The organism is Corynebacterium sp. HMSC036D03 (assembly GCF_001836185.1).
Lineage (GTDB): Bacteria > Actinomycetota > Actinomycetes > Mycobacteriales > Mycobacteriaceae > Corynebacterium > Corynebacterium simulans.
In genome coordinates, this window is the sequence record NZ_KV827737.1 from 272,177 (window position 1) to 296,045 (window position 23,869).

Annotated in this window: 22 protein-coding genes and 4 tRNA genes; 11 read left to right on the forward strand and 15 right to left on the reverse strand. The window is 60.2% G+C overall.

Annotated features, from left to right (window positions below; all coding sequences use genetic code 11):
• Positions 1-109 precede the first annotated feature (109 nt).
• The 7 genes from nusG to HMPREF2692_RS06105 all read right to left on the reverse strand — a co-directional run bounded on the left by nusG (position 110) and on the right by HMPREF2692_RS06105 (position 3,321).
• Complete coding sequence (gene nusG, locus HMPREF2692_RS06075; RefSeq protein ID WP_061920441.1) at positions 110-961, reverse strand: transcription termination/antitermination protein NusG; 852 nt, start codon at positions 959-961, stop codon at positions 110-112.
• Between the two features lie 195 nt (positions 962-1,156).
• Positions 1,157-1,489 carry a preprotein translocase subunit SecE gene (gene secE / locus HMPREF2692_RS06080; RefSeq protein ID WP_061920440.1) on the reverse strand — a complete coding sequence of 111 codons (333 nt, stop codon included), beginning with the start codon at positions 1,487-1,489 and terminating at the stop codon, positions 1,157-1,159.
• 25 nt (positions 1,490-1,514) lie between these two features.
• A tRNA-Trp gene (locus tag HMPREF2692_RS06085) sits at positions 1,515-1,590 on the reverse strand.
• Between the two features lie 129 nt (positions 1,591-1,719).
• Positions 1,720-1,791, reverse strand: a tRNA-Met gene (locus HMPREF2692_RS06090).
• 30 nt (positions 1,792-1,821) lie between these two features.
• Positions 1,822-1,897: transfer RNA gene (locus HMPREF2692_RS06095), tRNA-Thr, on the reverse strand.
• Between the two features lie 251 nt (positions 1,898-2,148).
• Positions 2,149-2,230: transfer RNA gene (locus HMPREF2692_RS06100), tRNA-Tyr, on the reverse strand.
• A gap of 86 nt (positions 2,231-2,316) precedes the next feature.
• Positions 2,317-3,321, reverse strand: coding sequence for a polyprenyl synthetase family protein (locus tag HMPREF2692_RS06105; protein ID WP_061920439.1), 1,005 nt, complete (start codon positions 3,319-3,321; stop codon positions 2,317-2,319).
• 99 nt (positions 3,322-3,420) lie between these two features.
• On the opposite strand from HMPREF2692_RS06105, the gene HMPREF2692_RS06110 reads away from it, so the two are divergent.
• On the forward strand, positions 3,421-4,680 hold the full coding sequence (locus HMPREF2692_RS06110) for a geranylgeranyl reductase family protein (RefSeq protein WP_061920438.1): 1,260 nt from the start codon (positions 3,421-3,423) through the stop codon (positions 4,678-4,680).
• A gap of 103 nt (positions 4,681-4,783) precedes the next feature.
• On the opposite strand, the gene HMPREF2692_RS06115 is transcribed toward HMPREF2692_RS06110, so the two are convergent.
• From HMPREF2692_RS06115 to HMPREF2692_RS06145, 7 genes are all read right to left on the reverse strand, one after another.
• On the reverse strand, positions 4,784-5,476 hold the full coding sequence (locus tag HMPREF2692_RS06115) for a demethylmenaquinone methyltransferase (protein WP_061920436.1): 693 nt from the start codon (positions 5,474-5,476) through the stop codon (positions 4,784-4,786).
• A gap of 11 nt (positions 5,477-5,487) precedes the next feature.
• Positions 5,488-6,684: a glycosyltransferase family 4 protein gene (locus HMPREF2692_RS06120; RefSeq protein WP_061920433.1), complete on the reverse strand. Its 1,197-nt coding sequence runs from the start codon at positions 6,682-6,684 to the stop codon at positions 5,488-5,490.
• A gap of 23 nt (positions 6,685-6,707) precedes the next feature.
• Positions 6,708-7,202, reverse strand: coding sequence for a DUF3592 domain-containing protein (locus HMPREF2692_RS06125; RefSeq protein WP_371326230.1), 495 nt, complete (start codon positions 7,200-7,202; stop codon positions 6,708-6,710).
• 45 nt (positions 7,203-7,247) lie between these two features.
• On the reverse strand, positions 7,248-8,873 hold the full coding sequence (menD, locus tag HMPREF2692_RS06130) for a 2-succinyl-5-enolpyruvyl-6-hydroxy-3-cyclohexene-1-carboxylic-acid synthase (RefSeq protein ID WP_061920431.1): 1,626 nt from the start codon (positions 8,871-8,873) through the stop codon (positions 7,248-7,250).
• 33 nt (positions 8,874-8,906) lie between these two features.
• Positions 8,907-9,572: a hypothetical protein gene (locus tag HMPREF2692_RS06135; RefSeq protein ID WP_061920429.1), complete on the reverse strand. Its 666-nt coding sequence runs from the start codon at positions 9,570-9,572 to the stop codon at positions 8,907-8,909.
• Between the two features lie 60 nt (positions 9,573-9,632).
• Positions 9,633-12,053 (reverse strand): excinuclease ABC subunit UvrA, encoded by a 2,421-nt coding sequence (locus tag HMPREF2692_RS06140; RefSeq protein WP_371326281.1) that lies wholly within the window; start codon positions 12,051-12,053, stop codon positions 9,633-9,635.
• Positions 12,054-12,208: 155 nt separating this feature from the next.
• Positions 12,209-13,228, reverse strand: coding sequence for an o-succinylbenzoate synthase (locus HMPREF2692_RS06145; protein ID WP_061920425.1), 1,020 nt, complete (start codon positions 13,226-13,228; stop codon positions 12,209-12,211).
• Positions 13,229-13,304: 76 nt separating this feature from the next.
• Here HMPREF2692_RS06145 and HMPREF2692_RS06150 point away from each other — a divergent pair, with 76 nt between their 5' ends.
• From HMPREF2692_RS06150 to menE, 8 genes are all read left to right on the forward strand, one after another.
• Entirely contained in the window at positions 13,305-13,766 is a 462-nt protein-coding gene (locus HMPREF2692_RS06150; RefSeq protein WP_061920423.1) for a DIP1984 family protein, read from the forward strand.
• Between the two features lie 298 nt (positions 13,767-14,064).
• Positions 14,065-15,033 (forward strand): 1,4-dihydroxy-2-naphthoyl-CoA synthase, encoded by a 969-nt coding sequence (locus HMPREF2692_RS06155; protein WP_061920804.1) that lies wholly within the window; start codon positions 14,065-14,067, stop codon positions 15,031-15,033.
• Between the two features lie 15 nt (positions 15,034-15,048).
• Positions 15,049-15,198 carry a hypothetical protein gene (locus tag HMPREF2692_RS13130; RefSeq protein WP_162839570.1) on the forward strand — a complete coding sequence of 50 codons (150 nt, stop codon included), beginning with the start codon at positions 15,049-15,051 and terminating at the stop codon, positions 15,196-15,198.
• A gap of 376 nt (positions 15,199-15,574) precedes the next feature.
• Positions 15,575-16,741, forward strand: coding sequence for a metal ABC transporter substrate-binding protein (locus HMPREF2692_RS06160; protein WP_061920421.1), 1,167 nt, complete (start codon positions 15,575-15,577; stop codon positions 16,739-16,741).
• Positions 16,742-16,747: 6 nt separating this feature from the next.
• Positions 16,748-17,434: a metal ABC transporter ATP-binding protein gene (locus HMPREF2692_RS06165; protein ID WP_023020501.1), complete on the forward strand. Its 687-nt coding sequence runs from the start codon at positions 16,748-16,750 to the stop codon at positions 17,432-17,434.
• Positions 17,431-18,264, forward strand: a complete 834-nt coding sequence (locus HMPREF2692_RS06170) for a metal ABC transporter permease (protein WP_235590994.1) — start codon at positions 17,431-17,433, stop codon at positions 18,262-18,264. The genes HMPREF2692_RS06165 and HMPREF2692_RS06170 overlap by 4 nt, the downstream gene beginning before the upstream one ends.
• Entirely contained in the window at positions 18,264-19,091 is an 828-nt protein-coding gene (locus tag HMPREF2692_RS06175) for a metal ABC transporter permease (RefSeq protein ID WP_049062513.1), read from the forward strand. The genes HMPREF2692_RS06170 and HMPREF2692_RS06175 overlap by 1 nt, the downstream gene beginning before the upstream one ends.
• Before the next feature lie 56 nt (positions 19,092-19,147).
• Positions 19,148-20,281, forward strand: a complete 1,134-nt coding sequence (gene menE / locus HMPREF2692_RS06180) for an o-succinylbenzoate--CoA ligase (RefSeq protein WP_070823079.1) — start codon at positions 19,148-19,150, stop codon at positions 20,279-20,281.
• On the opposite strand, the gene HMPREF2692_RS06185 is transcribed toward menE, so the two are convergent.
• Positions 20,282-20,953, reverse strand: coding sequence for a metal-dependent transcriptional regulator (locus HMPREF2692_RS06185; RefSeq protein WP_070432565.1), 672 nt, complete (start codon positions 20,951-20,953; stop codon positions 20,282-20,284).
• A 215-nt stretch (positions 20,954-21,168) separates the two neighbouring features.
• On the opposite strand from HMPREF2692_RS06185, the gene HMPREF2692_RS06190 reads away from it, so the two are divergent.
• Together HMPREF2692_RS06190 and HMPREF2692_RS06200 are read left to right on the forward strand one after the other, a co-directional pair.
• The gene (locus tag HMPREF2692_RS06190) at positions 21,169-22,059 is read left to right on the forward strand and encodes a 1,4-dihydroxy-2-naphthoate polyprenyltransferase (RefSeq protein WP_070432530.1); all 891 of its coding nucleotides are present in this window, start codon (positions 21,169-21,171) and stop codon (positions 22,057-22,059) included.
• Between the two features lie 576 nt (positions 22,060-22,635).
• Complete coding sequence (locus HMPREF2692_RS06200; RefSeq protein ID WP_049146071.1) at positions 22,636-23,865, forward strand: MFS transporter; 1,230 nt, start codon at positions 22,636-22,638, stop codon at positions 23,863-23,865.
• Positions 23,866-23,869 lie beyond the last annotated feature (4 nt).

Below are 23,869 nucleotides of genomic sequence, written 5' to 3' on the forward strand. Positions count from 1 at the left end.
AGTTGTCTGTGCACGCAAAAAGGCGCACGGCGTCTCATCTTAGAACACCGTGCGCCCTGCTACCAAATCGCATAGCCTGCCATTTTCCCAGGCTACGCGCCAAGTGGTTTTAGGAGACGCGCTCGATTTCGGTCGGGGAAAGCTCGACTGGAGTCTCGCGGCCGAAGATGGAAACCAAGCCCTGCATCTTACCGGTCTCTGGGTCAATCTCGGAGATGGTTGCAGAAACGGATGCCAGTGGGCCGGAGAGGATTGTAACTGCCTCGCCGACCTCGAAGTCGTGCGCGTAAGCCTTCGCAGCAGCCTTCTCCGGCATTGCGACGACCTGCTCGCCGTCTTGGTCGCCAGCGTTTTGCTTGGACTCCGATGCAGCCTCGTTCGGCATGAGGAACTTGGCGACGTCGCGGATCTTAACCGGGGTCGCATTGCCCTCGTTGCCCACGAAGGAGGTCACGCCAGGGGTTTCGCGAACGACGGACCAGGCGGCGTCGTTAAGCTCCATGCGGACCAGGACGTAGCCCGGCAGCAGCTTGCGCTTGACGATCTTCTTCTTGCCGTCCTTGTTTTCCAGAATCTGCTCGACTGGAACAACAACCTCGAAGATGGAATCCTCAACCTCAAGGGTCTGAGCGCGCATGTCGAGGTTGGTCTTCACCTTGTTCTCGTAGCCGGAATAGCACTGGATGATGTACCACTGGCCCGGCTGCTTCTTCAGCTCGCGGGTGAACTGACGCAGGCGACGGCGGTAGTCATCGTCCTCGGATCCCTCAGCTTCAGCGGCGCTTGCAGCCTCTGCGTCTGCAGCGTTAGATGTGCCTTCAGCGGCTTCTGCACCTTCTGCGGCAGGTGCGTCTGCGGACTCGGAATCAGCCACAGCTTCGGCTGCCTGGTCCTGTACGTTGCCGATGAGGGCCGCTTCGAGGGAGGTTTCTGGCGTTTCGACGTTGTTCTCGTCGCTCATGGTCTTTTACTCCATCCGTTCGCGCGCGAGCTTTAAAGAAGCAGGCGCTTCAAGAATTTTCTGCGCCCTAGCCTACCTACGTTGCGGCCCCTAAACGAACGCCGCCCCGTCAAGCCACTAGAGCAAAAAGTATCCCGCCGTTTCCCTCGCCTCGCGAGTGAAATCAGCGGGATAAAAGCTTGTATTAAAAGACTACTAAGGAGTCAGAATCTTCTCAACTCCCAGACCGGACAATGTGTCCACTCCCCAAACAAGGGCGGTCAGGACGATGAGGAAGGCGAAGGTAATTACGGTGTACTGAACCATTTCCTTTGTGGTTGGCCAGACGACCTTCTTCATTTCGGAAGCAACCTCGCCCGGGAAAGCGGCTACACCGCCGCCAACGGTTGCGTCATCTTTTTTGTCCTCTACGCGTACGACTCGCTTGTCGGTGTACGCCTGAGAAGAGGTGGTAGCTGCACCGGAGAGCTGACGCTTACCGGTGGGGCGTGAAGCGCCTGACTTAATCGGCTGCTGTTCATCGCTCACAGCTGGATCCTCCTTGGAAAAGTTTTGGCAGGGGCGACAGGACTCGAACCTGCAACCTACGGTTTTGGAGACCGTTGCGCTACCAATTGCGCCACGCCCCTATGCATGTAACTGTCAAAGACAGCATGCACAACCCTACCAGAACTGCGATTCACTTCTAAACCGCCAGCCCTTGGGCCGGAGTCGGTAGTAAAAAAGCGCCCGCGTTGTGGGGCACTTTCCTTTCCCGGTAGCGATGGCGAGAATTGAACTCGCGACACAGCGATTATGAGTCGCTTGCTCTACCACTGAGCTACACCGCCATAATCATGTGCACTAGATGCAGACATGATTGGAGCCCCCTGACAGAATCGAACTGTCGACCTTTTCCTTACCATGGAAACGCTCTGCCGACTGAGCTAAGGGGGCACAGCCTCGTTGAGTAACGAACTTTTTGTTCGCTGTGCTCTCGTTGAAGCCTTGAAAAGATTAACCCGATTTAGTCTAATTACACAAATCGCCAGTTCACTCTGCGTTTTTGAGCTCTTTCAAACGCACGTTTTCGCACACCTTTAGCCCAAGGGGCAGAGTGAGGCGAGCTTGAAGAACACGACCGCTAGATTCTGCCCACTACGCGAAAACGAAGAAACCCCGCGGTCGAAACCACGGGGTTTAGATTGTGCCAGGTAGAAGATTCGAACTTCTGAAGGCAATGCCGGCGGATTTACAGTCCGCTCCCTTTGGCCGCTCGGGCAACCTGGCTTGCACTCGAGGTGCGATTAGGTACTTTACTACGAAGTGCCCACCGCCATGCAAATCGGCAGGACACAAGCCCTTTTAGTGTCTACTTAGCCAACCCGGCGAACCGTGTAATCCGCCAACTGGCGCAGCGCCTCGCTAGCTGCACACTCCGGCAGCACCGAAAGCTGCTCCTCCACAACACGCAGGTAGCCGCGCACATCGTCCATGGCCTTCTCGCGGCCGCCCGAGCGACGCAGAAGGTCGATGGCGTGGTCAACAGACGCGTCGTCGGCAAGCGGGCCTGTCAAAAGCGCACGCAGTTCGTCGCCCACTGGACCTTCCTCCTCCAGGGCGTAGAGGACCGGCAGGGTAAATACACCCTCGCGAAGATCGGTGCCCGGGGTCTTACCGGATTCCTTCGGGTCGGAGAAGATGTCAATGATGTCGTCGACGATCTGGAAAATCATGCCGATTGCGCCACCAATCTGGCGCAACGCGGCGGCCTGTTCAGAGGTAGCACCGGAATGATAAGCGCCCAGGTAGCCAGCAGACGCGATGAGCACGGCCGTTTTCTCACGGATAACCGCCATGTAATGATCCACCGCATTAGCCTCGCCCGCGCCGATGGTCTCACGCATCTGGCCGGTGACCAGCTCCTCGAAAGTCTCCGCGAAGTGGCCAACCGTGTGGGTATCAAGCTGGGACATCAGGCGGGACGCATGCGCCAAGAGGGCGTCGCCAGCCAAAATTGCCACGGAGTTGGTCCAGCGGAAATTGGCGGACTCGACGCCGCGGCGGCGCTCAGCCTCATCCATCACGTCATCGTGATAAAGCGTTGCGACGTGCACCATTTCAACCACCGTGGCGGCTTTAATAACCTCAGCAGAAGCTGGGCGCTGGCCAAACTCGGAGGCGAGCAAAGCCATCATTGGGCGAAAGCGCTTTCCGCCTGCACTCGAAAGGTGGCTGACCTTCTCTTTTACGAAGTCCTGCCCACGATCAATTTCATGGTGCAGCAATTCCTCAACGGCAGCCATTCCAGCGCCAATGCGCTCGCTTAGCTGCGGGTCACCCAAGTCCACATGAGTGGCATGAGTCTGGCCGTGAGACATTAACAGCGTTCCTTTAACTCAAAAATGGCAGTGATAATCAGCTACTTACCGTAGTCCATACCACGGCCCTAAACACACTCAAGGTGGCCAACGCGTGCAATGATAGTGCCCATGTCGCAGCAGATCGATAACCCAGAACTTGTAGACGTAGCCATCATCGGCGCAGGGCCGGCAGGTTCCGCCGCCGCTATTCACGCAGTTAAGGCGGGCTACGAAACGCTGCTTATCGACGCCGCGTCTTTCCCCCGTGACAAAACCTGCGGCGACGGGCTCACCCCGCGCGCGATGCATCAGCTGAATCTATTGGGGCTGGACATTAATGCGCAATATCGCAATAAGGGCTTGAAGCTACACGGTTATGGCGGCTCAGTAACCGCGCCGTGGCCCTCCAGCTACCCGACTTCGGTGGGTACGGCTTTGCCGCGCCACGAGTTCGACAATCTCGTCTTTGCGGCCGCACAGGCTGCAGGTGCAAAGACGTGGACCGGTACGCCTGCGACCGCCCCAGTGGTGGAAAACGGGTCTCTCACCAGTTTCCGCGTTGGTGAGCGCGAAGTGCGTTCCAAGTGGGTGATCGTGGCCGACGGCGTGCGCTCGACCTTTGGCAAGCAGCTAGGACGCGCTTGGCACCAAGACGAGGTCTATGGCATCGCTGCGCGCAGTTATGCGACTTCCACGCACGCAGCGGAGCCGTGGATGCACTCGCATGTGGAGCTGAAGTCGGAGACCGGCGAGGTGCAACCGGGCTATGGCTGGATTTTTCCGCTGGGTGCGGAAATCGGTGAGGTCAACATCGGACTTGGCGCGCTTTCAACGGCGCAGCGTCCGGCCCGTATCAACACCAAGAAGCTGCTTTCTCACTACGCGCAGCAGCAGCGCGCGGACTGGGGCTTAGGCGAAATCACCCGCGTAGCCTCAGCTCTGCTGCCTATGGGCGGTGCGGTCTCAAACGTGGCCGGTGCCAACTGGATGCTCATTGGTGACGCCGCGGCTTGCGTGAACCCGCTCAATGGCGAGGGCATCGACTATGGTTTGGAGACCGCAAAGCTTGCAGTCGAGTTGTTGGGCACCAAGGACTTCACACTGGCCTGGCCAGATCTGTTGCAGACGCAGTACGGCGAGGCTTTCGTCTTGGCGCGCACGGCCGCGCGCTTACTGACTTACCCACAGTTCCTGCCTTTCGCGGGCCCAGTTGCGCTGCGCGGGCCGGTCGGCCGGATGCTGATGCCGGCGGCAGCCCGGCTCATGGGCAACTTGGTCACAGAAGAAGACCGCGACCTCATCGCTCGCGCGTGGCGCCTGGCTGGCCGCGGCGTAGCGGCGGCGCGGCGCAATACGCCGCTGTGGAACTCGCTCTAAGCCCGCGTGCCTTTCCAGATGGTCCCTTTTGCGGGGAGCCTGGCCAAAGCTCGGCAGAGGGCTCGGTGAGTGCTCAGCAGGGCCGGAGCCAGCGTTGCTGGGCCTAGCGCAACGGCTTCGTCGCCGAGTGCAGCGCCACGATGCCGAGCGTCATGTTCTTCCAGCCCGCGCCTTCCCACCCATTGCGGTTGATGGCTGCGGCAAGTTCCTCTTGGTCGGGCCAGGCGCGAATCGAGTCAGCGAGATAGACATAAGCCTCCGGGTTCGACGAAACTAGCTTCGCAATCGGCGGCAGCAGGCGGGTTAAGTATTCCTTGTAGACCGTGCCGAAGACCGGGATGATGGGCTTGGAAAACTCCGCCACTGCAATACGGCCGCCCGGCTTAGTTACGCGAGCCATCTCACGCAGCCCCAGCTCGAAATCGTGGATATTGCGCAGGCCATAAGAGATTGTTACGGCGTCGAAGGTCTCGTCTGCGAAGGGCAACTGCATGCCGTCGCCGGCAACCTTCGGCACATCGCGCTGTGCACCGGCGGCCAGCATGCCGCGGGAGAAGTCGCAGGCCACGCACCACGCGCCGGACTTGGCGAGCTCCTCAGTCGACACAGCCGTGCCCGCCGCCAAGTCGAGGACTTTCTCCCCCGGCCGCAAGTCCAAGCGTTCACGGGTGCGCTTACGCCAGGTCTTATCCTGGCCAAAGGACAGCACCGTGTTAGTGATGTCATACTTGGCACCGACGGCGTCGAACATGCGCGCAACGTCGAAGGGCTTCTTATCGAGATCTGCCTTTGACATAAGTAGCTAGTTTAGGCCACGCGTGCACCGAGGGCACGCGCCGCCCACCGCGGCAGCTCAGGGCGCTGACCCAGGATGGTCAGCGGCACGCGGCGAGTATCTTCCAAGACCTCCTCGTAGTAGCCCAGAAGCTGCTCACACAGCGCCTTCCACGTCTTGGAAGAAATCGACTCGCGGGCATTCGCACGCAACTCCTCGTGGATTTCTGGGTTCAGCAGCGCATCGACGGCGTTGGGGAGATCCTCGACGAAGGTCGCGACTTCGAGAAGCAGCCCGTTGTAGCCCTCCTGAATGAGATCCACTGGGCCTCCGGCGCGCGGCCCAATCGTGGGGACGCCGGAAGCCTGCGCCTCCTGAATGGCCTGGCAGAAGGTTTCGAATTCGCCCGCGTGAACGAAGACGTCGAGAGAGGCATAAGCTTGGGCCAATTCGTCGCCGCCGAGCGCGCCCGTGAAGTAAGCGTTGGGCAGCTGTGCCTCCAGCAGTGGACGCTCTGGGCCATCGCCAACGATGACCAGCTGAATATCGGAGCGATCATTCAGCGCAGCCAGACGGTGCACGCCCTTTTCTGCAGCAAGACGGCCAACGAAACCCACGACCTTCTTGCCGTCTGCGCCCCACTGCTTGCGCAACTGCGCGGAGCGCTTAGACGGGTGGAAACGCTCCGCATCCACACCGCGGCCCCAGTGGCGCACATTTTTGATGTTGTGATCTTCCAAATCGCGGATGGTCAACGAGGAAGGCGCGAGCGTCATCTGGCAGGCGTTGTGGATGGTGCGCAGCCACTCCCAGGTGGCATAAGCCAGCGCGGAAGCGTGGTACTTGGTAGCGAAACCGGCGACGTCAGTTTGGTAGAGCGCCACCGACGGAATGCGTTGCTGACGGGCGGAGAAGGCCCCGGCAGCACCCAGAACAAAGGGGCTGGCCAGGTGGATGATGTCGGGCTTGAACTGCCGCAGTGCCTCGTCCACGGCGGTGGTTGGTACGCCGACAGGCAGCGAATCAATCAACGGGATGCGCACGGTGGGAACCCGCACGATGGGAAAGCCTAAGTAATCCGCGATTTCCTCCTGGCCCTCGCGCGCACCGGGGGCAATGACCAGGGCCTCGTGCCCGGTTTCTGCCAGGTGCTCAAGCACACGCAGCACGGAGTTGGTCACTCCATTGACGTTGGGAAGGAAGGACTCTGCCACAATCGCAACACGCATGGGTTCAATAATCCCCTATTTGCCTAGGATTCCGGTGAAGCCTGCGGAAAATTTTGGTTAACACTTTCATTTGCTTGGCGACGCCGCTCCGCCGCCCGCGTGCTCAATCCCACCGTCCACCAAGCAGCGGCGGCAATCAGGCTGGCCACGACCATCGAGGAAAGCGCCGGGAGGATAGACAACGTCCATTCGCGGCCCTCGACCTTTACTAGGTCAGGGTCACTTTGCGAGTAGAGCACCCAAACCTGCTGGCCCTCCCCCAGCCCGGTGGGATAAAGCAGGCCGGATTGCGGGGATTGGTAGATGCCTTCGGAGTCCTGGAAATCGACGTAGGTTCTTGTGATTCCTACGTCCGTGACCGTCGCCAGCGCGCGGCCCGGATTGGACTCGATGGAGCGATCGTTTAAGAAAGCCCCCACCATCATCCCCAGCATCGCGACAATCGACGCCGCGTACAACGCAATGATGAGCTGATGCAGGCGCCGGCGATACACGACAGGCGTGTAGCGCGGGGCCACTGCCGCCTTCGGCGCCTTGGGCGGCCGCGCCGGAAATGCGCCCACCTACTGGCCGACCTTTGCAGTCAGCTCCGCCTGCAGCTGGCGGCGGGTTTCGCGGGTGGTGTGTGCTTCGACGATGGTGACTCCGGTGGAGTATTCCTTCAGCTCGGCGAGTGTATCGAGAAGCTTCTGTGGAGTATTCGCCGCGCGGTACTCGGCGCCGAAGGCTTCCGCCACCTGTTCCAGTTTCATTCCGTGCGGGGTGCCGAAGGCCTTCTCGAAGGAGGGACGGAACGGCTCTGCGCCCTGTTCCAGAAGCTCGAAGATGCCGCAGCCGTCATCATTGGCCACCACGATAGTGAGATTTTCCGGGCGGGCCTCGTCTTCTGGAACAAGAAGTGAGGTGGCGTCGTGGAGGAAGGTGACATCGCCAAGCAATGCGATAACGCGCGGGGCGCGCCATGCATCAGCTTCGCGGGATTGGGTGGCCAGCGCGATGCCCATGGCCTGTGCGATGGTGCCGTCGATGCCGGCGGCGCCGCGGGGTGAGAAGGTATCCACGCCGTCGAAAGGCAGGCCTACCAGCGAGGCATCGCGGACCGGGTTCGAGGCGCCTAGGACCAAGATGTCTTCGACGGAGAGGGTATCCCCCACCGCGGCGGCGACGTGCAGGCCGGTGAAACCAAGCTCCTTGTTCTCAAGGACCTCGCGCACCCCGGAGGAAGCCATCTCAGCGGCGCCCTCGCAGATCTTCAGCCACTCGCGGCTCGGCTCGCCGGTGGTCTTGACCGTGGTACCCAAAGTGGCTTGCTCGCCACGCGGATTGGTGAAATCGGCGCTGCGGGAAAGAACGATGAGCTCGATGTCTGGGTCGTTGATAAGCGCCATGACGCCGCGGTGCAGCGTAGGATGGCCCACCACGATGACCTGCTCGACCTTGGTGTTAACCACGTAATCGTTAGCCGAGACCTGCGCGCGGCGGAAGATATGAGCCGCCGCTGGGTGCACCGGGTGGAATGGTGCCGGCGCGGTGGGCTCGGCGATGGTCGGGACGTCCTCGAGGCCTTGGACCTCCCAGGCTTCGTCGCCGGCGATAACGAGCGTGTTCTTGCTCAAGTCAACCTCGACCTCGCCGTGGTTGACAGGTCGCGGCGTAGGTGCCTTGCGGGAGGTGTGATCAGAAGGCTTTTCCGGCAGTGACTCGTGGAGAAGTGGAACGTCAAAGGCAACGTTGATGTGCACCTGCAGGTCACTAGTAAAACGCTGCGCAACCTGCGGAATGTCTGCTTCCTCAGCCACCTGGGTGGTCGCAGCGTAGACGCCGAAAATGCCCTGCTGCTGAATGGTCTGAGAAGCGCCCGTGCCCACCAAGCGTGCGGGACGATCGGCGCTGATGACAGCCAGCGGGGTATGCGAGTGGGCTGCCTCCACCATCGCTGGTAATGCGTTAGCCACGGCGGTGCCAGACGTCATCACAACGCCAACGTGGCGGCGCTGCACGCGCGCCATGCCCAAGGCAGTAAAGGCCGCGGAGCGCTCATCCAAACGAGTGTGAACGCGGATATCATCGCGAGCCAGCAGCGCCAAAGAAAGCGGCGCGTTGCGGGAGCCTGGGCAGATAATGACGTCAGACAGGTGGCGCGACAATTGCGCAGCCACCGCCTCCGCCAGCTTCATGGAGTCAGTCATGGTGCTCCATAGTACTAGCTGGAGTTTAGGGGCTTAAGCTCCCTGGGAGTTGCCGTTACCGTTGCCATTCCCATTGCCGTTTCCGCCGCCCAGTAGGTCGTTCAGTAGACTCTCTAGGTCCTCGCCACCCTGATCCAGCTGATCCTGTACGTCTGGCGGAAGCTCGCTTGGCAGCTGGTCGATCGGGTTTTCACTCTGTGGTGCTTCCTCGGTGACCGTTTCAGTAACGGTGGTGGGCTTTTCCTCAGTAACCGTTGCGGTGGAGGTTACCGTCTCCGGCTGGGAATCCGCCTCGGAGCTGGCGTTGCGCCACATGAAAAACAGTGCGCCGGCCGCGATAACTGCCAGGGCCGCAATAGCAGCGAAGACGCTGGTCAGCCCAGAACCGCCGCTCTTACGCTTGCGTTCCGGCTCCACCTCATAGCTGGAGGGCACCGGCTCGTAGCCGGATTCATAGCCAGAGCCATAGCCGCTAGGCTGACCATATCCGCCGGGGCTTGCTTGAGGCGCCGGAGACTGTTGCGTGCCCTGGCCAGGAAATACCTGACGCGGCCGCTCCTCTGACGCGCCGAATTGACGGGTGGCATCGTTGCTGCCGAAGCCGGAGTTGGAGCCCGGGCCATACCCAGTCACGCGACCAATCTGCCGGGTTTCATCGTCAGAGTAGCCGCCGGAGTTATTTCCAAAGTTATTAGCCATGCTCCTAGAAATACCCTATTTTCCTGTAGAAACACAGGCAGAAACCCGCAAGCTGCCTTATTAACTTGCAGCTGCAGCCAGCGCGCTGCCAGTTGGACTGTCCTGCTTGGCAACCTCGCCTGGCGTGCCGGTAGCCACAATCTTTCCTCCTGCCGCACCGGCACCAGGGCCCAGCTCGATGACCGTATCTGCCTCCGCGATAACCGAGAGATTGTGCTCGACCACGACGACGGTCCGCCCGGCGTCGACAAGCTTGTGCAGCTCCGCATTCAGCAAGGCGATGTCCGCTGGGTGCAGACCAGTGGTTGGCTCATCGAGGAGGTAAACCGTGTGCCCGCGGTGGGAATTGCGCGAGCGCTGCAGCTCGGTGGCCAACTTGATGCGCTGAGCCTCACCGCCGGAAAGCTCGGGCGCGCCCTGGCCTAAGCGCAGGTAGCCCAGCCCCACGGCCTGGAGGGTCTCCAGCGCGCGCATGATTGCGGTGACCTGCGCGGAGCCTTCAGCGGCGGCGAATACCTCGTGGGCGTCGTCAACGCTTAACTCCAAGATCTGCGCAATCGTGCGCCCGTCCCACGTCACCTCGAGTGTTTCAGGGTTATAGCGTTTGCCCTGGCAATCCGGGCATAGCGTGTAAGAACCGGGAAGGAAGACCAACTCAACCTCGATCTGCCCCGCACCGCCGCAGGTAGGGCACTGCCCTTGCTTGACGTTGTAGGAAAAGCGCGAGACCGTCCACTTGCGCTGCTTGGCTTCTAGTGTGTTGGCAAAAAGCTTGCGGACGTGGTCAAAGAGGCCGGTATAGGTCGCGAGCGTCGAGCGCGGCGTGCGGCCAATGGGCTTCTGAGTGATTTGCACCAGGCGGGTGACTTCACCGAGATTTTCTGTGTTTTCGACGCTCCACTGCCGAACCGCGCCGTCGGGTTGTTCCTCGGCGTCGGTCACGGCGGTCGCCTGCTCGCGCAACAGACCTGCAAGAACCGTCGAGACCAACGTGGACTTTCCCGAACCGGAGACACCCGTGACTGCAGTGAAGGCGCCTAATGCAAAGTCCACGTCGAGCCCGCGCAGGTTGCGCGCCTTAATGCCGCGTAAGTGCAGTTGTTTCTCGCTCTTTCGTGGGGTCTCATTCAATGCCAAACGACGCCGCGCCAGCGCCTTACTGGTCGGGGTATCGGCATCATAGTCGGCGACTGGGCCGGAGTACAGTACCTGGCCGCCGCCTTCGCCGGCGTGAGGGCCGACGTCGACAAGCCAGTCAGCTTGTGCGACCAAATCCATGTCGTGCTCAACCAGCAGGACGGTGTTGCCGGCGGCGACGAAGCGGCGGCAGATGTCCATAACGGCTGTGCGCTCCTCTGGGTGCAGGCCAGCGGAGGGCTCGTCCAACACGTAGGTGACGCCGAAGAGCCCCGAGCGCAGCTGCGCGGCGAGGCGGATTCTTTGTAATTCGCCAGCCGAAAGCGTCTCCGTGGGGCGGCCTAGGCTCAGGTGCGCCAGGCCGAGTTCCAGGGCGGAGGTCAAGGCAGGAATAACCTGTTTGAGTAAGAGATCCTCGGCGCTGTTTTCTTCCGGTTTCTGCTTGGCAAGCAACTCGTGGAGCGCATCCAAGGGCAGGTCGTTGAGGGTGTCGATTGGCAGGCCCGCGTAAGTGACCTGCAGCGCGCGCGGATTCAGCCGGCGGCCCTGGCAGGTAGGGCAGGTGTGTGACTCCATGTACTGGAGCGTGCGCTTGCGCAAGCTCTCAGACTGCGTTTCCGCGAGAGTCTTGTTGAGGTAGCTGGCCACCGAGCGCCACGTGCCTTCGTAGTTGCGCTGAATCTGGTCAGCGCCGCGCAGTGGCTTGACGGTGACCACGGGGCGTTCCTCGGTGAAGAGGATCCAGTCTCGGTCTGCGCGCGGGAGCTCGCGCCACGGGGAATCCATGTCATAGCCCAAAGTCATGAGGATGTCATGGAAGTTCTTGCCTGCCCATGCACCGGGCCAGGCGGCGATGGCGCCCTCCTCGATGCTCAAGGACTGGTCCGGAACCATCGACTCCTCGGTCGCCACATGCACCACGCCCGTGCCCTGACACTCCGGACACATCCCCTCGGGCGTATTCGGCGAAAAGGAATCGGAGTACAGGCCTTCTGGGTTATCCCCGGCGCGCGAATAGAGCAGACGCACGGAATTGGAGATGGCGGAAATCGTGCCGGCGGTCGAGCGCGCGCCGCCCGCTGAGGTGGACTGCTCGAGGGCCACTGTGGGTGGAAGGCCTTCAATCTGGCTGACCTGCGGATCCACGGCGGAGCCGATGAGGCGGCGTGCAAAAGGTGCGACGGATTCGAGGTAGCGGCGCTGGCCTTCTCCGTGGATGGTGCCGAAAGCAAGGGAAGACTTACCGGAGCCTGAAACGCCAGTCACGGCGACGACTTTGCCGCGCGGAATATCGACGTCGACGTTGCGCAGGTTATGAAGGTGGGCGTCACGGACGCTAATCATGCCAGTCATGGCCGCCAGCCTACCGCGCGCAAACTCAGACCAACGGTGTACATTTTGCCAATTAGTGGCGGAGATCCTGGCGTTTTCCGGGCGCTAATTGGCAAATTGTGCGGTTTTCCACGCCGCACAAACGCCGTTGCAGATAGAGATAAACCCTAAAGGAACTGCCAACACTCACGCACGCGCGCAAACCACCAATCCCGGCGCTCGGGCGCGGCCGCCAGGCCGGACAAGCGCGCCGGATCCGGTGGGAGCGGGGTGGCGGCAAGGTGCCCATCAATCAGTTGGCGCGGCTCCGTGACGTCTTCGAGGAACAGCGAGCCCGTGGCCAACCCGGCGGCGGCAGGAGTGACGTCGACGTCTTCGTCATCAAGAATCTTCGGCAGCGCCGCGACGGTGGCCAGCCCCATGCCGATTCCCACCGAGGTATCCAAGGCCGAAGCCACCGTAATATCCATGTGGCGGGAACGCAGATGCTTGGCGACGTCGAGCACCCTGCGTACTCCGCCCAAAGGCGCCGGCTTTACCACCGCGACGTCGGCTGCCTGCAGATCAGCCACGCGGTACGGGTCCTCGACCTTGCGGATAGACTCATCTGCCGCAACGCGCACGAAAAGCCCGTTGCGCATCAGCTGGCGACGCACCTCCGCGAGTTCTTCTGCGCTCGCGCAAGGCTGTTCCATATAGTCCAACGGCATCAAAGCCTTGGCTGCCTCGACTGCCTGCTCAACGCTCCAGCCGCCGTTGGCGTCGACGCGAAGGACGGGGACGCGTCCGCGCTCGGTGATGTAGTTGCGTACGGCGGTGACGCGCGCGATGTCGTCGGCAAGCGTCTGGCCCTTCTCTGCAACCTTGATCTTGAAGGTGCGGCAGCCTGGGTAGCACTCCATCACGGCAGGAACCTCGCTGGCAGGCACGGCGGGGATGGTGCCGTTGACCTCGATGAGATCGCGGACTGGTTCCGGGAAGCCTTCATAAGCCGCCTCCAAGCCGGCTGCCAACCAATGTGCCGACTCGGCTGGGCCGTATTCCAGGAAAGGTGAGAACTCGCCCCAGCCTGCAGGACCCTCGATAAGCAATGCTTCGCGGGTTGTTATCCCACGAAACTTCACGGCAAGCGGCAATGAGACAACATGGGCGCGGGATAGGACGTCATCGATATGCATGGCTTTCATGGTAGCGCCCTCAGACCATTGACCCCCTCCCCGCTCTGCGCTATTTTTGGGAACCTATACCAATAAAGGAGGAATTATGCTGCTAGCTGAGGCATTGGCGGAGCGCGCCCAGGCGCAAGAGCGTCTCAATAGCCTGCACGAGCGGCTACTCGCCGTGGTTCGCGTGCAGGAGGGCGATACCCCGGAGGAGGATCCGCAGGAGCTGCTGCGCGAGCTCGACGGCGTGACCGGGCGCATCGATGAGCTGGTGCAGGCCATTAATGCGACAAATATCGCCACCGCCTTCGATGAGAAGATGAACTTAATGGAGGCCCTCGCTCTGCGGGACGGCCTTGTGCGCAAGCGCCGCATCTACCACGACTTGGCGCAGCGGGCGGGCACACGCTCGGATCGTTATTCCCGCAACGAGATTAAGTTTGTCTCCACCATCCCGGTGGCGGATATGCGCAAGCATGTCGACGATCTATCTAAGCAGTACCGCGAATTAGATACCCGCATCCAGCAGCTGAACTGGAATACCGAACTGAAAAACGGATAGTCATGTCGCGCGCCGCATAAAGCGCGCGATGGTAGCCCACACGCCTGCAGCGAGCAGGCCCCCACCCTGGAGGGGAAAGTCGAGGGACACCAGGCCCTCTTTAGCGCTTTTAAAAGAGGCGGGGGAGTTCGAGTCTCCCCACAGCATGGAGTACCGCGCTGGCATGGCGTACACGGGTACATTGCGGGGCGAAGCCCTCGTAGTATCGCGCATTGATTATTACCGGCCTGCTGGGCAGCGCGTGTGGGTGAGGGTTGGGAATGGGGACTATTCTTCTTTTGCCACTAAGCTGGCCGTTATGAGCGAGCAGAAAAAATACAGCACCGATAATCCCTTTCGGCCGGAATTGTGGCATTCCGTAGAGGGGTTTGAAGACCTCACGGATATCACCTACCACCGGCTCATCGGAGACAAGCGCGAGGACGGCATCGTCCGCATCGCGTTTGACCGCCCGGAGGTGCGCAATGCCTTTCGCCCGCATACCGTAGACGAGCTCTACCGCGCCCTTGACCACGCCCGCCGCACGCCGGATGTGGGCACGATTTTGCTCACCGGCAATGGCCCGAGCGAAAAGGACGGCGGCTGGGCTTTTTGTTCGGGCGGCGACCAGCGCATTCGCGGCCGCTCCGGGTACCGCTACGCCACCGAGCACGCCCACGATGATGCCACCGCGGATGAATCCACCGTGGACACCGCCCGCGAGAAGGTCGAAGGCGGCCGCCTACATATCCTCGAGGTCCAGCGCCTTATCCGCACCATGCCCAAGGTGGTCATCGCCGTAGTCAATGGCTGGGCTGCCGGCGGCGGGCATTCCCTGCACGTAGTCTGCGATATGACGGTCGCCTCCCGCCAGGAGGCGCGCTTCAAGCAGACTGACGCGGACGTGGGATCCTTCGACGCCGGTTATGGCTCGGCCTACTTGGCAAAAATGGTGGGCCAAAAGTATGCCCGCGAAATCTTCTTCCTGGGTCGCACTTACGACGCCCAGCGCATGTACGAGATGGGCGCCGTCAACGAGGTCGTCGATCACGCCGACTTGGAAGATGCCGCCATCCAGATGGGCCGCGAAATCAACGGCAAGTCCCCGACGGCCCAGCGCATGCTGAAGTTCGCCTTCAACCTGACCGATGACGGCCTCATGGGCCAGCAGGTCTTCGCCGGCGAGGCGACCCGCCTGGCATACATGACTGACGAGGCCGTCGAGGGCAAGGAGGCATTCCTCGAAAAGCGTGATCCACAGTGGGAGCAGTTCCCGTACTACTACTAGTCAGGAGTTGGCACGATGTGGATTTTCGCCATCGGCTTGGCCACACTTGCGCTGGCGGGCGTCATCGGCTCGCGCGTATGGATGCTTCGCCACATCAAAGACGCCGAAAGGCGTGGGGAGCGTCCCTTCGATCAGGAGGACACCCCGCGCAATCCGTACATGTAGGAAGGCATAGACGCTGCGGGGAATGTCGTGAGGCATCTCTGGGACCAAGGTGAGACATCATAAACTTTTGTGGACATGTCCATAGTTCATACGTAAAGTGTTGAGCATGAAACTCAGCAACTCATTCGTCATGCTCGTCGCCGCCGGCCCCGGCATGCACTCCCTGGACCAGCTTCTCTTCAGCAAGAAGACAAAAGTAGCCAACTAAGGCCACCGCTTCCCAACCTCTCACCTCATCTATTGAAGTGAGAGGATTTTTAAGTTTTAGCAGCTAAAAGAGGAGATAGGACTGCCTAAGTTCATAATATTGAACAATCTAGTTCAAGGGTGCTAGTGTTTGTTGAGTTCACTTCTCCCAATGCAAAGGAAGTTCATGATGAGCTCAAATCACAGCACCCCACGCCGGCCCCTACAGCGCATTCTCGCAGGCACCTGCGCCCTAGCACTCGGCGCCAGCCTCGCCGCTTGCAGCGCCTCGAAAGAATCCACCGACGCCGCAAAACCGAAGGACGGCGACACCGTCAAGGCCGTGGCCACGACTACCCAGATCTGCGACTACCTCACCCAGATAGCCGCCGGCGGCGTCAAGCTCCACAAGGTCGACTCCCAAGGTGCAGAGACCACCTCCGGCGAGGGCCCAGTGACCCTCGACCTCACCTGTTTGCTCGCCCCCAACGCCAGCGCCCACGAGCACGAGATGACCCCACAGCAGATGCAGGCGCTCTCCCAGGCCGACTACATGTTCGTCAACGGAGTCGACCTCGAGCACTTCCTCGACCAAGCCGTGGACTCCTCCGGCTTCCACGGCGTCATGGCCGTGACCTCGGGCGTCAAGAGCGAAGGCATGAGCGATGGCAACGGCAAGTACACCATCGACGAGGGCATCGAACACGTGAGCCCGCGCCCGTGGCCTTTCCCGGGGGAGGACGGCGAGGCCCCAGAATTCAAGTACGACCCGCACGTGTGGACCTCCCCGAAGCAGGCCAAGATTCAGGTCGACAACATCGTCAACACGTTGTCCCAGGCCTCCCCGCAGGCCAAGGACGCCTTCACCGCCGCCGGCAAGAAGTACACCGACCAGCTGGAGGACCTCGACAAGTGGGCCAGCGATTCCATGTCCGCAGTTCCTGAGCAAGACCGCGTGCTCTTCTCTTCCCACGACGCCTTCGGCTACTTCTCTAACGAGTATGGCGTGAAATTCATCGGCTCCGCACTGTCTGACTTCAACCACCAGCAGGACGCCACCTCGAGCCACATCGATGAGCAGGTAAAGAAGGTCCGCGAGTCCGGCGCCAAGGCCATCTTTGCGGAGAATTCCAACAACTCGAAGTCCATCGAGGCCATCGCCCGCGCCGCAGGCGTCAAGGCGGTTACATCCGACGACGCTTTGTACGGCGACTCGCTAGGCGTGCCTGGCAGTGAGGGCGAGACCTACATCGGATCCATCATCCACAACATCAACACCTTGGTCAGCGCCTGGGGCTCCGAGCAGCAACCGTTGCCGGAATCGCTGCAGGAATTCGACTTCGCCAAGCGCAAGTAGCTCTTTATGTCTTCCCCATTAGTCACTCTGCACAATGCCACCTGCGGCTATGGCGCCCGGGATATCCTCACCGACGTTGACCTTGAGATCCGCGCGGGCGAGGCCGTGGCGCTCCTAGGTTCCAACGGCGCGGGCAAATCTACCCTGCTCAAGGCAATCACTGGCCTGGCTGCCTTGCGCGGCATGGCCACCATCGACGCCTCGCTCGGATACGTCCCGCAGTACCAAGACTCCGACCTGAGCTTTCCCGTCACGGCTTACAAGGTCGTGGAAATGGGCCTTTTGCCCTCAGTGAGCTGGTGGCACAGGTGCACGAGCATGCGTAGCTACCGCGACTGCGTACTCAATGCCCTGCGACAAGTGGGGATGGAGCACCTCGCCGAGACGCGGTTTGGCCAGCTCTCGGGTGGGCAACGCCAGCGCGTGCTCATCGCGCGCGCGTTGGTTTCGGCCCCGGAGCTGGTGCTTCTCGACGAACCCTTCAACGGGCTTGATCAAGAAAGTCGCCGAATCCTGATTCAGATCATTGCGGATCTCAAGGAAGCAGGAATCGCCCTGCTCGTCTCCACTCACGACCCCATCTTGGCGCAGCACACCTGCGACTGGGCGGCGTTTGTGATCGACGGCAAGGTCCGCACCATGGGAACCGAGGAAGCAGTGGAAACCTATATGGAGCAAGGCGCGCGACTGTGATAGAGCAGATTCTCTTCGCCCCGTACCTGCGCAATGCTTTCCTCTTCCTGCTGTGCCTATCGATTGCGGGAGCTGCCATTAGCGTCCTCGTTAATCTCCGCCGCATGGAATTTACGGTGGAAGCCCTCGTGCACTCGGTTTTTCCGGGCATCGTGGTAGGGCTCATCGTGGGCGGCATCCCGGGCATCGTGCCGGGTGCGGCCGCGGTGGCCACGGTGACGGTGCTGGTGCTGGCTTCTCTGGGTTCTGGGCGGCGCCAGTCAGCGCGGAAGCTGGATATGGAAGCCGGAACGGCCGTGGTGCTGACCTTCATGTACGGCATCGGCGTGGTCATCAGTTTGGCCTATGGCGACAAGTCCGGGCAGCTGGAGGCACTCATGTTTGGCCGGCTTCTCGACGTCACGCAGTCCAGGCTGGCAACCTCCGTCACGCTCTGCGTGATTGCGGCACTGCTCATCCTGACAACCTGGCGCATGCAAATTCTCGTCGCTTTCGATACAACAGCGGCCCGCGCCATGGGCGTCAACGTGGCGGCTTATGAGCTCATTGCGAATATCGCGGTTGGCCTAATCGTGGTGGCGGCTAGCTCGGCAGTGGGTGTGTTGCTGGTTATCGGTTTTATTGTCATTCCAGGCCTCTCGGCGCGCTTGATCGCAGGATCCCCGCGCAGCATGTGCTTCTGGGCTGCGGGTTTGTCCACACTGGCAGTGGTGGTGGGATTTGCCATCATGCTGTCCCAAACCACGCACCAGATTTCGCCGCAGGCAATCGTCAGCTTGATGCTGGTTGCCACCGTGCCGCTAGCGGGCTTGAAGGGGGTATTTAGCTAATGGGACTGTCTCATCTTGATCCAGAGATCCTGCGGTTGCCCCTCCTTGAGGCCATCGCTGTGGGATGTTTATCTGGCTTGGTTGGAACCTTGATGGTCATGGGCAAGCGCGTCTTTTTCGCTGAGAGCCTGTCACACGGAATCTTCCCCGGCGCGGTGCTCGGTGTAGTGGTGGCCAACCTTCTGAGCTTGGATCTCTCCACGGGTTTGATGGTGGGCGCGGCACTGTTCTGCCTGCCTTTGGCATGGCTTATGCGGTGGCTGAGTACCGTCGAGGGCATTTCTTCGACTGCTGCCGCCGGCGTGACGCTCACCCTGGGGTTTTCCCTGGGCATCTTGTTGCTGCGCTGGTTCCAACCGCTACCTATCCACGTGGATAGCTTTCTCGTGGGCTCGCTGACCACTGTCAATGCGCAGGATGTCTGGTTTGTCGGCGCCCTGGTGGTGGTCAGCCTTGGCGTGCTGGTGGCATTTCGCCGGACGTTGGTCTCCTTCTACTTCGACCAGACGTTCTTCCGCGCACAAGGCGGAAAGCCCGGCCGCTATGACTTGCTTACCCTCACGCTTATCAGCGTGACCATGGTGGTGGTGATTCCCGCGGTGGGCACTATCTTGTCCCTGGCGCTGCTGGTAGCCCCGGCGGCGGCGTTGCAGCCGTGGATCAAGCGCCCGACCCAGCTCATGCTCGGTGCCGGTATCGCGGGCATTGCGCTGGCATGCGGCGGGCTCTGGCTGGCGGCCGCCCTCAGTTTGTCGGCGGGCGGCTGCATCGCGGTGCTGGCGGGTGTGTTCTATTTGCTCAGCATGGGGCTACGCGCCTTGCTCTAAACGCCCGGCGCGCCGCCTCCCGGGACGAACGAAATGCCCGGGTAACCTGATTATTCGTGACTCATATCCTCGCCCCACTCCCAGTCGATCCCCGCAATCCCGCAGCTATTTTGGATGAGCTCGAAAAGGCCATCGCTGGGCAGACCACGCTCTTGCCCCTTCCCGCAGCGGACCGCATGCGGGCGGAATTGCTGCGCAACCACATGCGCGCGGGCGAATCGATTGCTGAGGGCATTGCTTTGGTGGTGGCCACCTCGGGTTCCACGGGCACACCGAAAGGTGCGCAGCTAAGCCCACTTAACTTGGTGGCGAGTGCGGATGCCACCCATTCTTTCCTGGGTGGACCCGGCCAATGGCTACTGGCCATGCCCGCCCACCACATCGCAGGCATCCAGGTGCTCGTGCGTTCGTTGGTGGCGGGTGTGGAGCCACTGTGCCTCGACCTGTCCCAAGGCTTTAACATCGCCGAGTTCGCCCGCGCAGCAGAAGAACTCGCCCACACCGAAGACCGCATGTACACCGCGCTCACGCCGATGCAGCTGCACAAAGCACTCGATTCGCTGGACGGCATCCAGGCACTGCGCCGCTTCAACTCCATCCTGGTGGGTGGAGCAGCGCCGCATCCCCAGCTGTTGGAATCTGCGCGCAAGCTCGACATCACCGTTGTAACCACCTATGGCTCCTCGGAGACTGCGGGCGGTTGCGTCTACAACGGCACTCCCCTGCCCGGCACCGAGGTGCGCATCGGGGAGGATAACCGCATTTTCCTGGGCGGGCCGACCATTGCGCAGGGCTACCGCAATGTGGAATCGCGCGACTTCGTCGATGGCTGGTTCGCCACTTCCGACGCCGGGGCGCTCGACGCCCACGGTCAACTCACCGTCACTGGGCGTCTGGACAACATCATCAACTCGGGCGGCCTGAAGTTGCACCCAGAACAGCTGGAACAGCTCTTGTTGCAGTTACCGGGCGTCGACAGTGCATGCGTGGTGGGCATCCCTGATCCACGTCTTGGCCAGATGATCGCCGCAGCTTACACCGGCTGGGCCTCGCGCACCGACATCCTCGAAGCGCTCGATGACCTGCCTCGGTGGCAGATTCCGCGCGAGATTATCCGCATTGCTGAGATGCCGCTGACCGGCCCCGGCAAGGTGGACCGTCGTGGTGTCGCAGGGCTCTTTAAGAACTGATTAGGCTTCGTTAGCGCGCACCGTCACATCGGCGGCCGCGACTTCCGCAAGGGAGAACTCCCTGTCCCCTGCGTGCAGGTTGAGCAGGCCCGCAACGCGGGAATCGACTTCGACCTCGACGCCCAAGCCAACGCCGTGGCTGTCGAGGTAGCGCAACAGCTCGGTGTCCCCGTCGCATACCCGCTCGATGGTGACAGGGGTGTGAAGGGGGACGTCGTCAAGCGTGAGCGTGCCAAGGTCCTCGATGCTGCCCTGCGCGTCCGGGATGGGATCGCCGTGGGGATCGCGCTGAGGATGGCCCAGGTGCTGATCGAGGCGATCGATGAAGCGATCGGAGCATGCATGCTCGAGGAGATCGGCGTCCTCGTGAACCTCGTCCCAGGTGTACCCCAGCTCTTTAACCAGGAAGGTCTCGAGGAGACGATGGCGGCGGACCATACCCATGGACAGTGCCTGACCCTCTGGGGTCAGCGAAACGCCAGAGTAGCGCTCGTGTTCCACCAGCCCTTGGGCAACGAGACGCTTTACGGCTTCCGACGCCGTGGGCACCTTTTGGTTCAATCGCCCCGCCAGCTCCTTGAGCGCGATGGGCGCGCCGCTGGAGTGTTCGGAGAGGTCCCACAGGACTTTGAGGTAGTCCTGGGTACGTTCAGGGAGATCGCTTAAGTGCATGACATTCATCGTAGTAAAGGCCTTGCCCCGCGAGCGATTCACATGATAACTTTTAAGAAAGTTCAACGCATTGAACTTTTGTCACGGGTGTGGCCCACAGCCGTCCTTTCTTGGGTATGTACGACGCGCTTCCGCCATACCCGTGGCTTTTATATGTCCGCCGTGTGCGTCCCTTGTGCACAGCATGTCCGCGGTGGCGTGGCACAATAACTAACATGTCACTTTCTGCCTATCCCGCAACTGCCAAAGACTGGTTCCAAGGCGCTCGCCCGCACACATGGGCAAATGCTTTCGCCCCAGTCATCGCTGGTACGGGCGCCGCCGCGGCTGCCGACGGCGCGCACTGGGGCCGTGCCTTTCTCGCACTCATTGTGGCGTGGGCGCTCATCATCGGTGTCAATTACGCCAACGATTACTCGGATGGCATTCGCGGCACCGACGACGACCGCACCGGCCCGCAGCGCCTTACCGGCGGTGGGCTGGCGAAGCCGCAGCACGTGAAGTACGCAGCCTTTGCTTCGTTCGCAGTTGCTGCCGTGGCTGGCATTGCGTTGTCTTTGGTAGCGAACGCCGCGTGGTTCATCTTGGTAGGCGCGCTTTGCATTGCCGGCGCATGGTTTTATACCGGTGGCAAGAATCCGTACGGTTACCGTGGCCTCGGTGAGGTCGCTATCTTCATCTTCTTCGGTTTGGTGGCCGTACTGGGCACGCAGTTCACGCAGGCTGGCCGCATCAGCCTGACTGGACTGGCGCTGGCGATAGGCATTGGTGGAATGAGCTCCGCAGTCAACTTGGCCAACAACATTCGCGACATCCCCTCCGACACTGAGGCCGGCAAGATCACCTTGGCCGTGCGCTTGGGCGATAAAAAGTCGCGCAACCTATTCATGTGGCTGCTACTTCTTCCGGTCCTGCTAACCATCGTCATCGCCTTCGACTCCTGGCTGGCATTGGCTGCCTTGGCGTACTTCCCGTTCGCACTCCAAGCCGTCCGCACCGTCAACCGCGGCGCCCGCGGCCCCCAGCTCATCCCGGTGCTCGGGATCACTGGCCGCGCAATGCTGGTATGGGCGCTGGTCAGCGCGATTGCTCTTTTTCTCGTCTAAAAATTCTTACTGTCAGCCTTCCCCGTAGGGAAAACGTACGCCGAAGGGCAAGACCTCCAAGCGAAGTTAAAAGTTGCCGATTTAAAATTTTCTGAAATTTAAATCACAAACATTACTCAGAGTGATACACTTCACTCACTTCGTTTTATCTGTCCGCACAGAAAGGTCGAAAGTTGTTTATTTTCGATGAGATTCCAAAAATCGAATCTGTTGGGGGGTCTACCCCATCACGGGTAAGAGGGCGAGAGGCTGTGGCCGAGAGTAAGGTCACAATCCAACTGCCCAATGCCGTAAGTCTGGAAAAGTGTCTCCGACAGCTTGAAATTTCTGACCAAAGACTTGCAAAAATGGGCCCGAATAGACCAGGCGGCCCCTACGATTGGCAATTCGTTTTAAGCGAGTCATTCGACGACGGTAGCGCATGTGTTCACTTTGGCGTTTCTTGGTATGACTTGGAATTTTTCTTAGAAAAGAAAGACAGTTTCCGCGACAACCGGCATAACTCAATACTGCAAAATATAGGAATCGATCCTTCGAGAATGTCCGTAGACCACTGGGTGAGGACCAAATAGAGTGTTGAAAACTCCACTAGGTAATGATGGGTCGAAAGGCAAAGTCTTTAGTCTCGTCATTGCCTACTTTTTTATGTCTCTGTGCGGAGCGATGACTTCGATCGCAATCTCACTCAACTTCGCCACTCGGCCAAACGGTGAAGCACTTGTGGCCACTGTTCTAGTAACAGGGGCCTGCGCTCAGGTATTTGTGTCCCCTCTTTTGACACCATTCTTTGATCGAGCAAATCCTTTTACGGTGGCAAAGCTTGGAACAATATTTGAGTGCCTTACTCTCATTTTCTTGTGCGGCTTTCCATCAACGCTCACTCTCATCGCAGGAAATATCGTAATAGCTACGTTGAGTGGGATTACCATTCCAGCCTATTACGCAATTGCAGATTCAAGCCTAGATGCCTCGGACCAAGCCCGGGCTTTTTCCTACTTGGACACGGCTCGGCTATGTGGCAGCTTCGTAGGCCCTGTACTCGGCGGCGGATTCCTAGACATCGCCTCACTACGCACAGTATTTGCATTGGAGGCCCTAGCCGTCGGGAGCTCAATTATTGTGGTGCAGCGTTTGCAAAGACAAGATTGGCCCCTAGTTCCATCAACTTCCCCCCACACTCTCAAGGCCGAGGCCCCAAGTCCTCTGCACAGCATTGTTGAAGCTCCAAAAATACTTCTTAACAATCCACGTTCGCGTCAGGCGCTGACAAGCATCTGGGCCGCGATTATCTTCACATCGATTTTTAACGTGGCTCTCGTGTTCTTCGCCACTCAGTCCCTGAATACCAGCGGGTTTTTATATGCAATAGTCGCCCAGTGTTTTGTCGTGGGACGGATTTTAGGCGCAAGATTTTCAGCAAGACTTACGAAGGCAAACGCCCTAGCGACCTTGATCAAAAGTGGAATAGGAATGGGGATCTGCATCTCGATCCCAGGCTTTGTGCCCGCGTTATTTCTCTGTATTCCGCTTTTCGCATTGGCTGGAATGTTTAATGGACTCCAAGTGTCTGCTCTAAGAATAGTGGTCGTCAGCGCCGTCGATCCAAAGATTAAGCCCAAAGCGTTAGTAACGATGGGGACGATTAACAATTCGGCAATGCTGGTTGGATACATTGTGGGTGCACCGACGGTATCTGCCGCTGGACCGAACGCTGCATTAATCATCGCCGGCCTCGGCACAGCACTGTTTACTGCGCTTCCTTCGTTATGGAACAAGCTCACAAAGCCGTTCCTCCGAAGTAATTGAATGC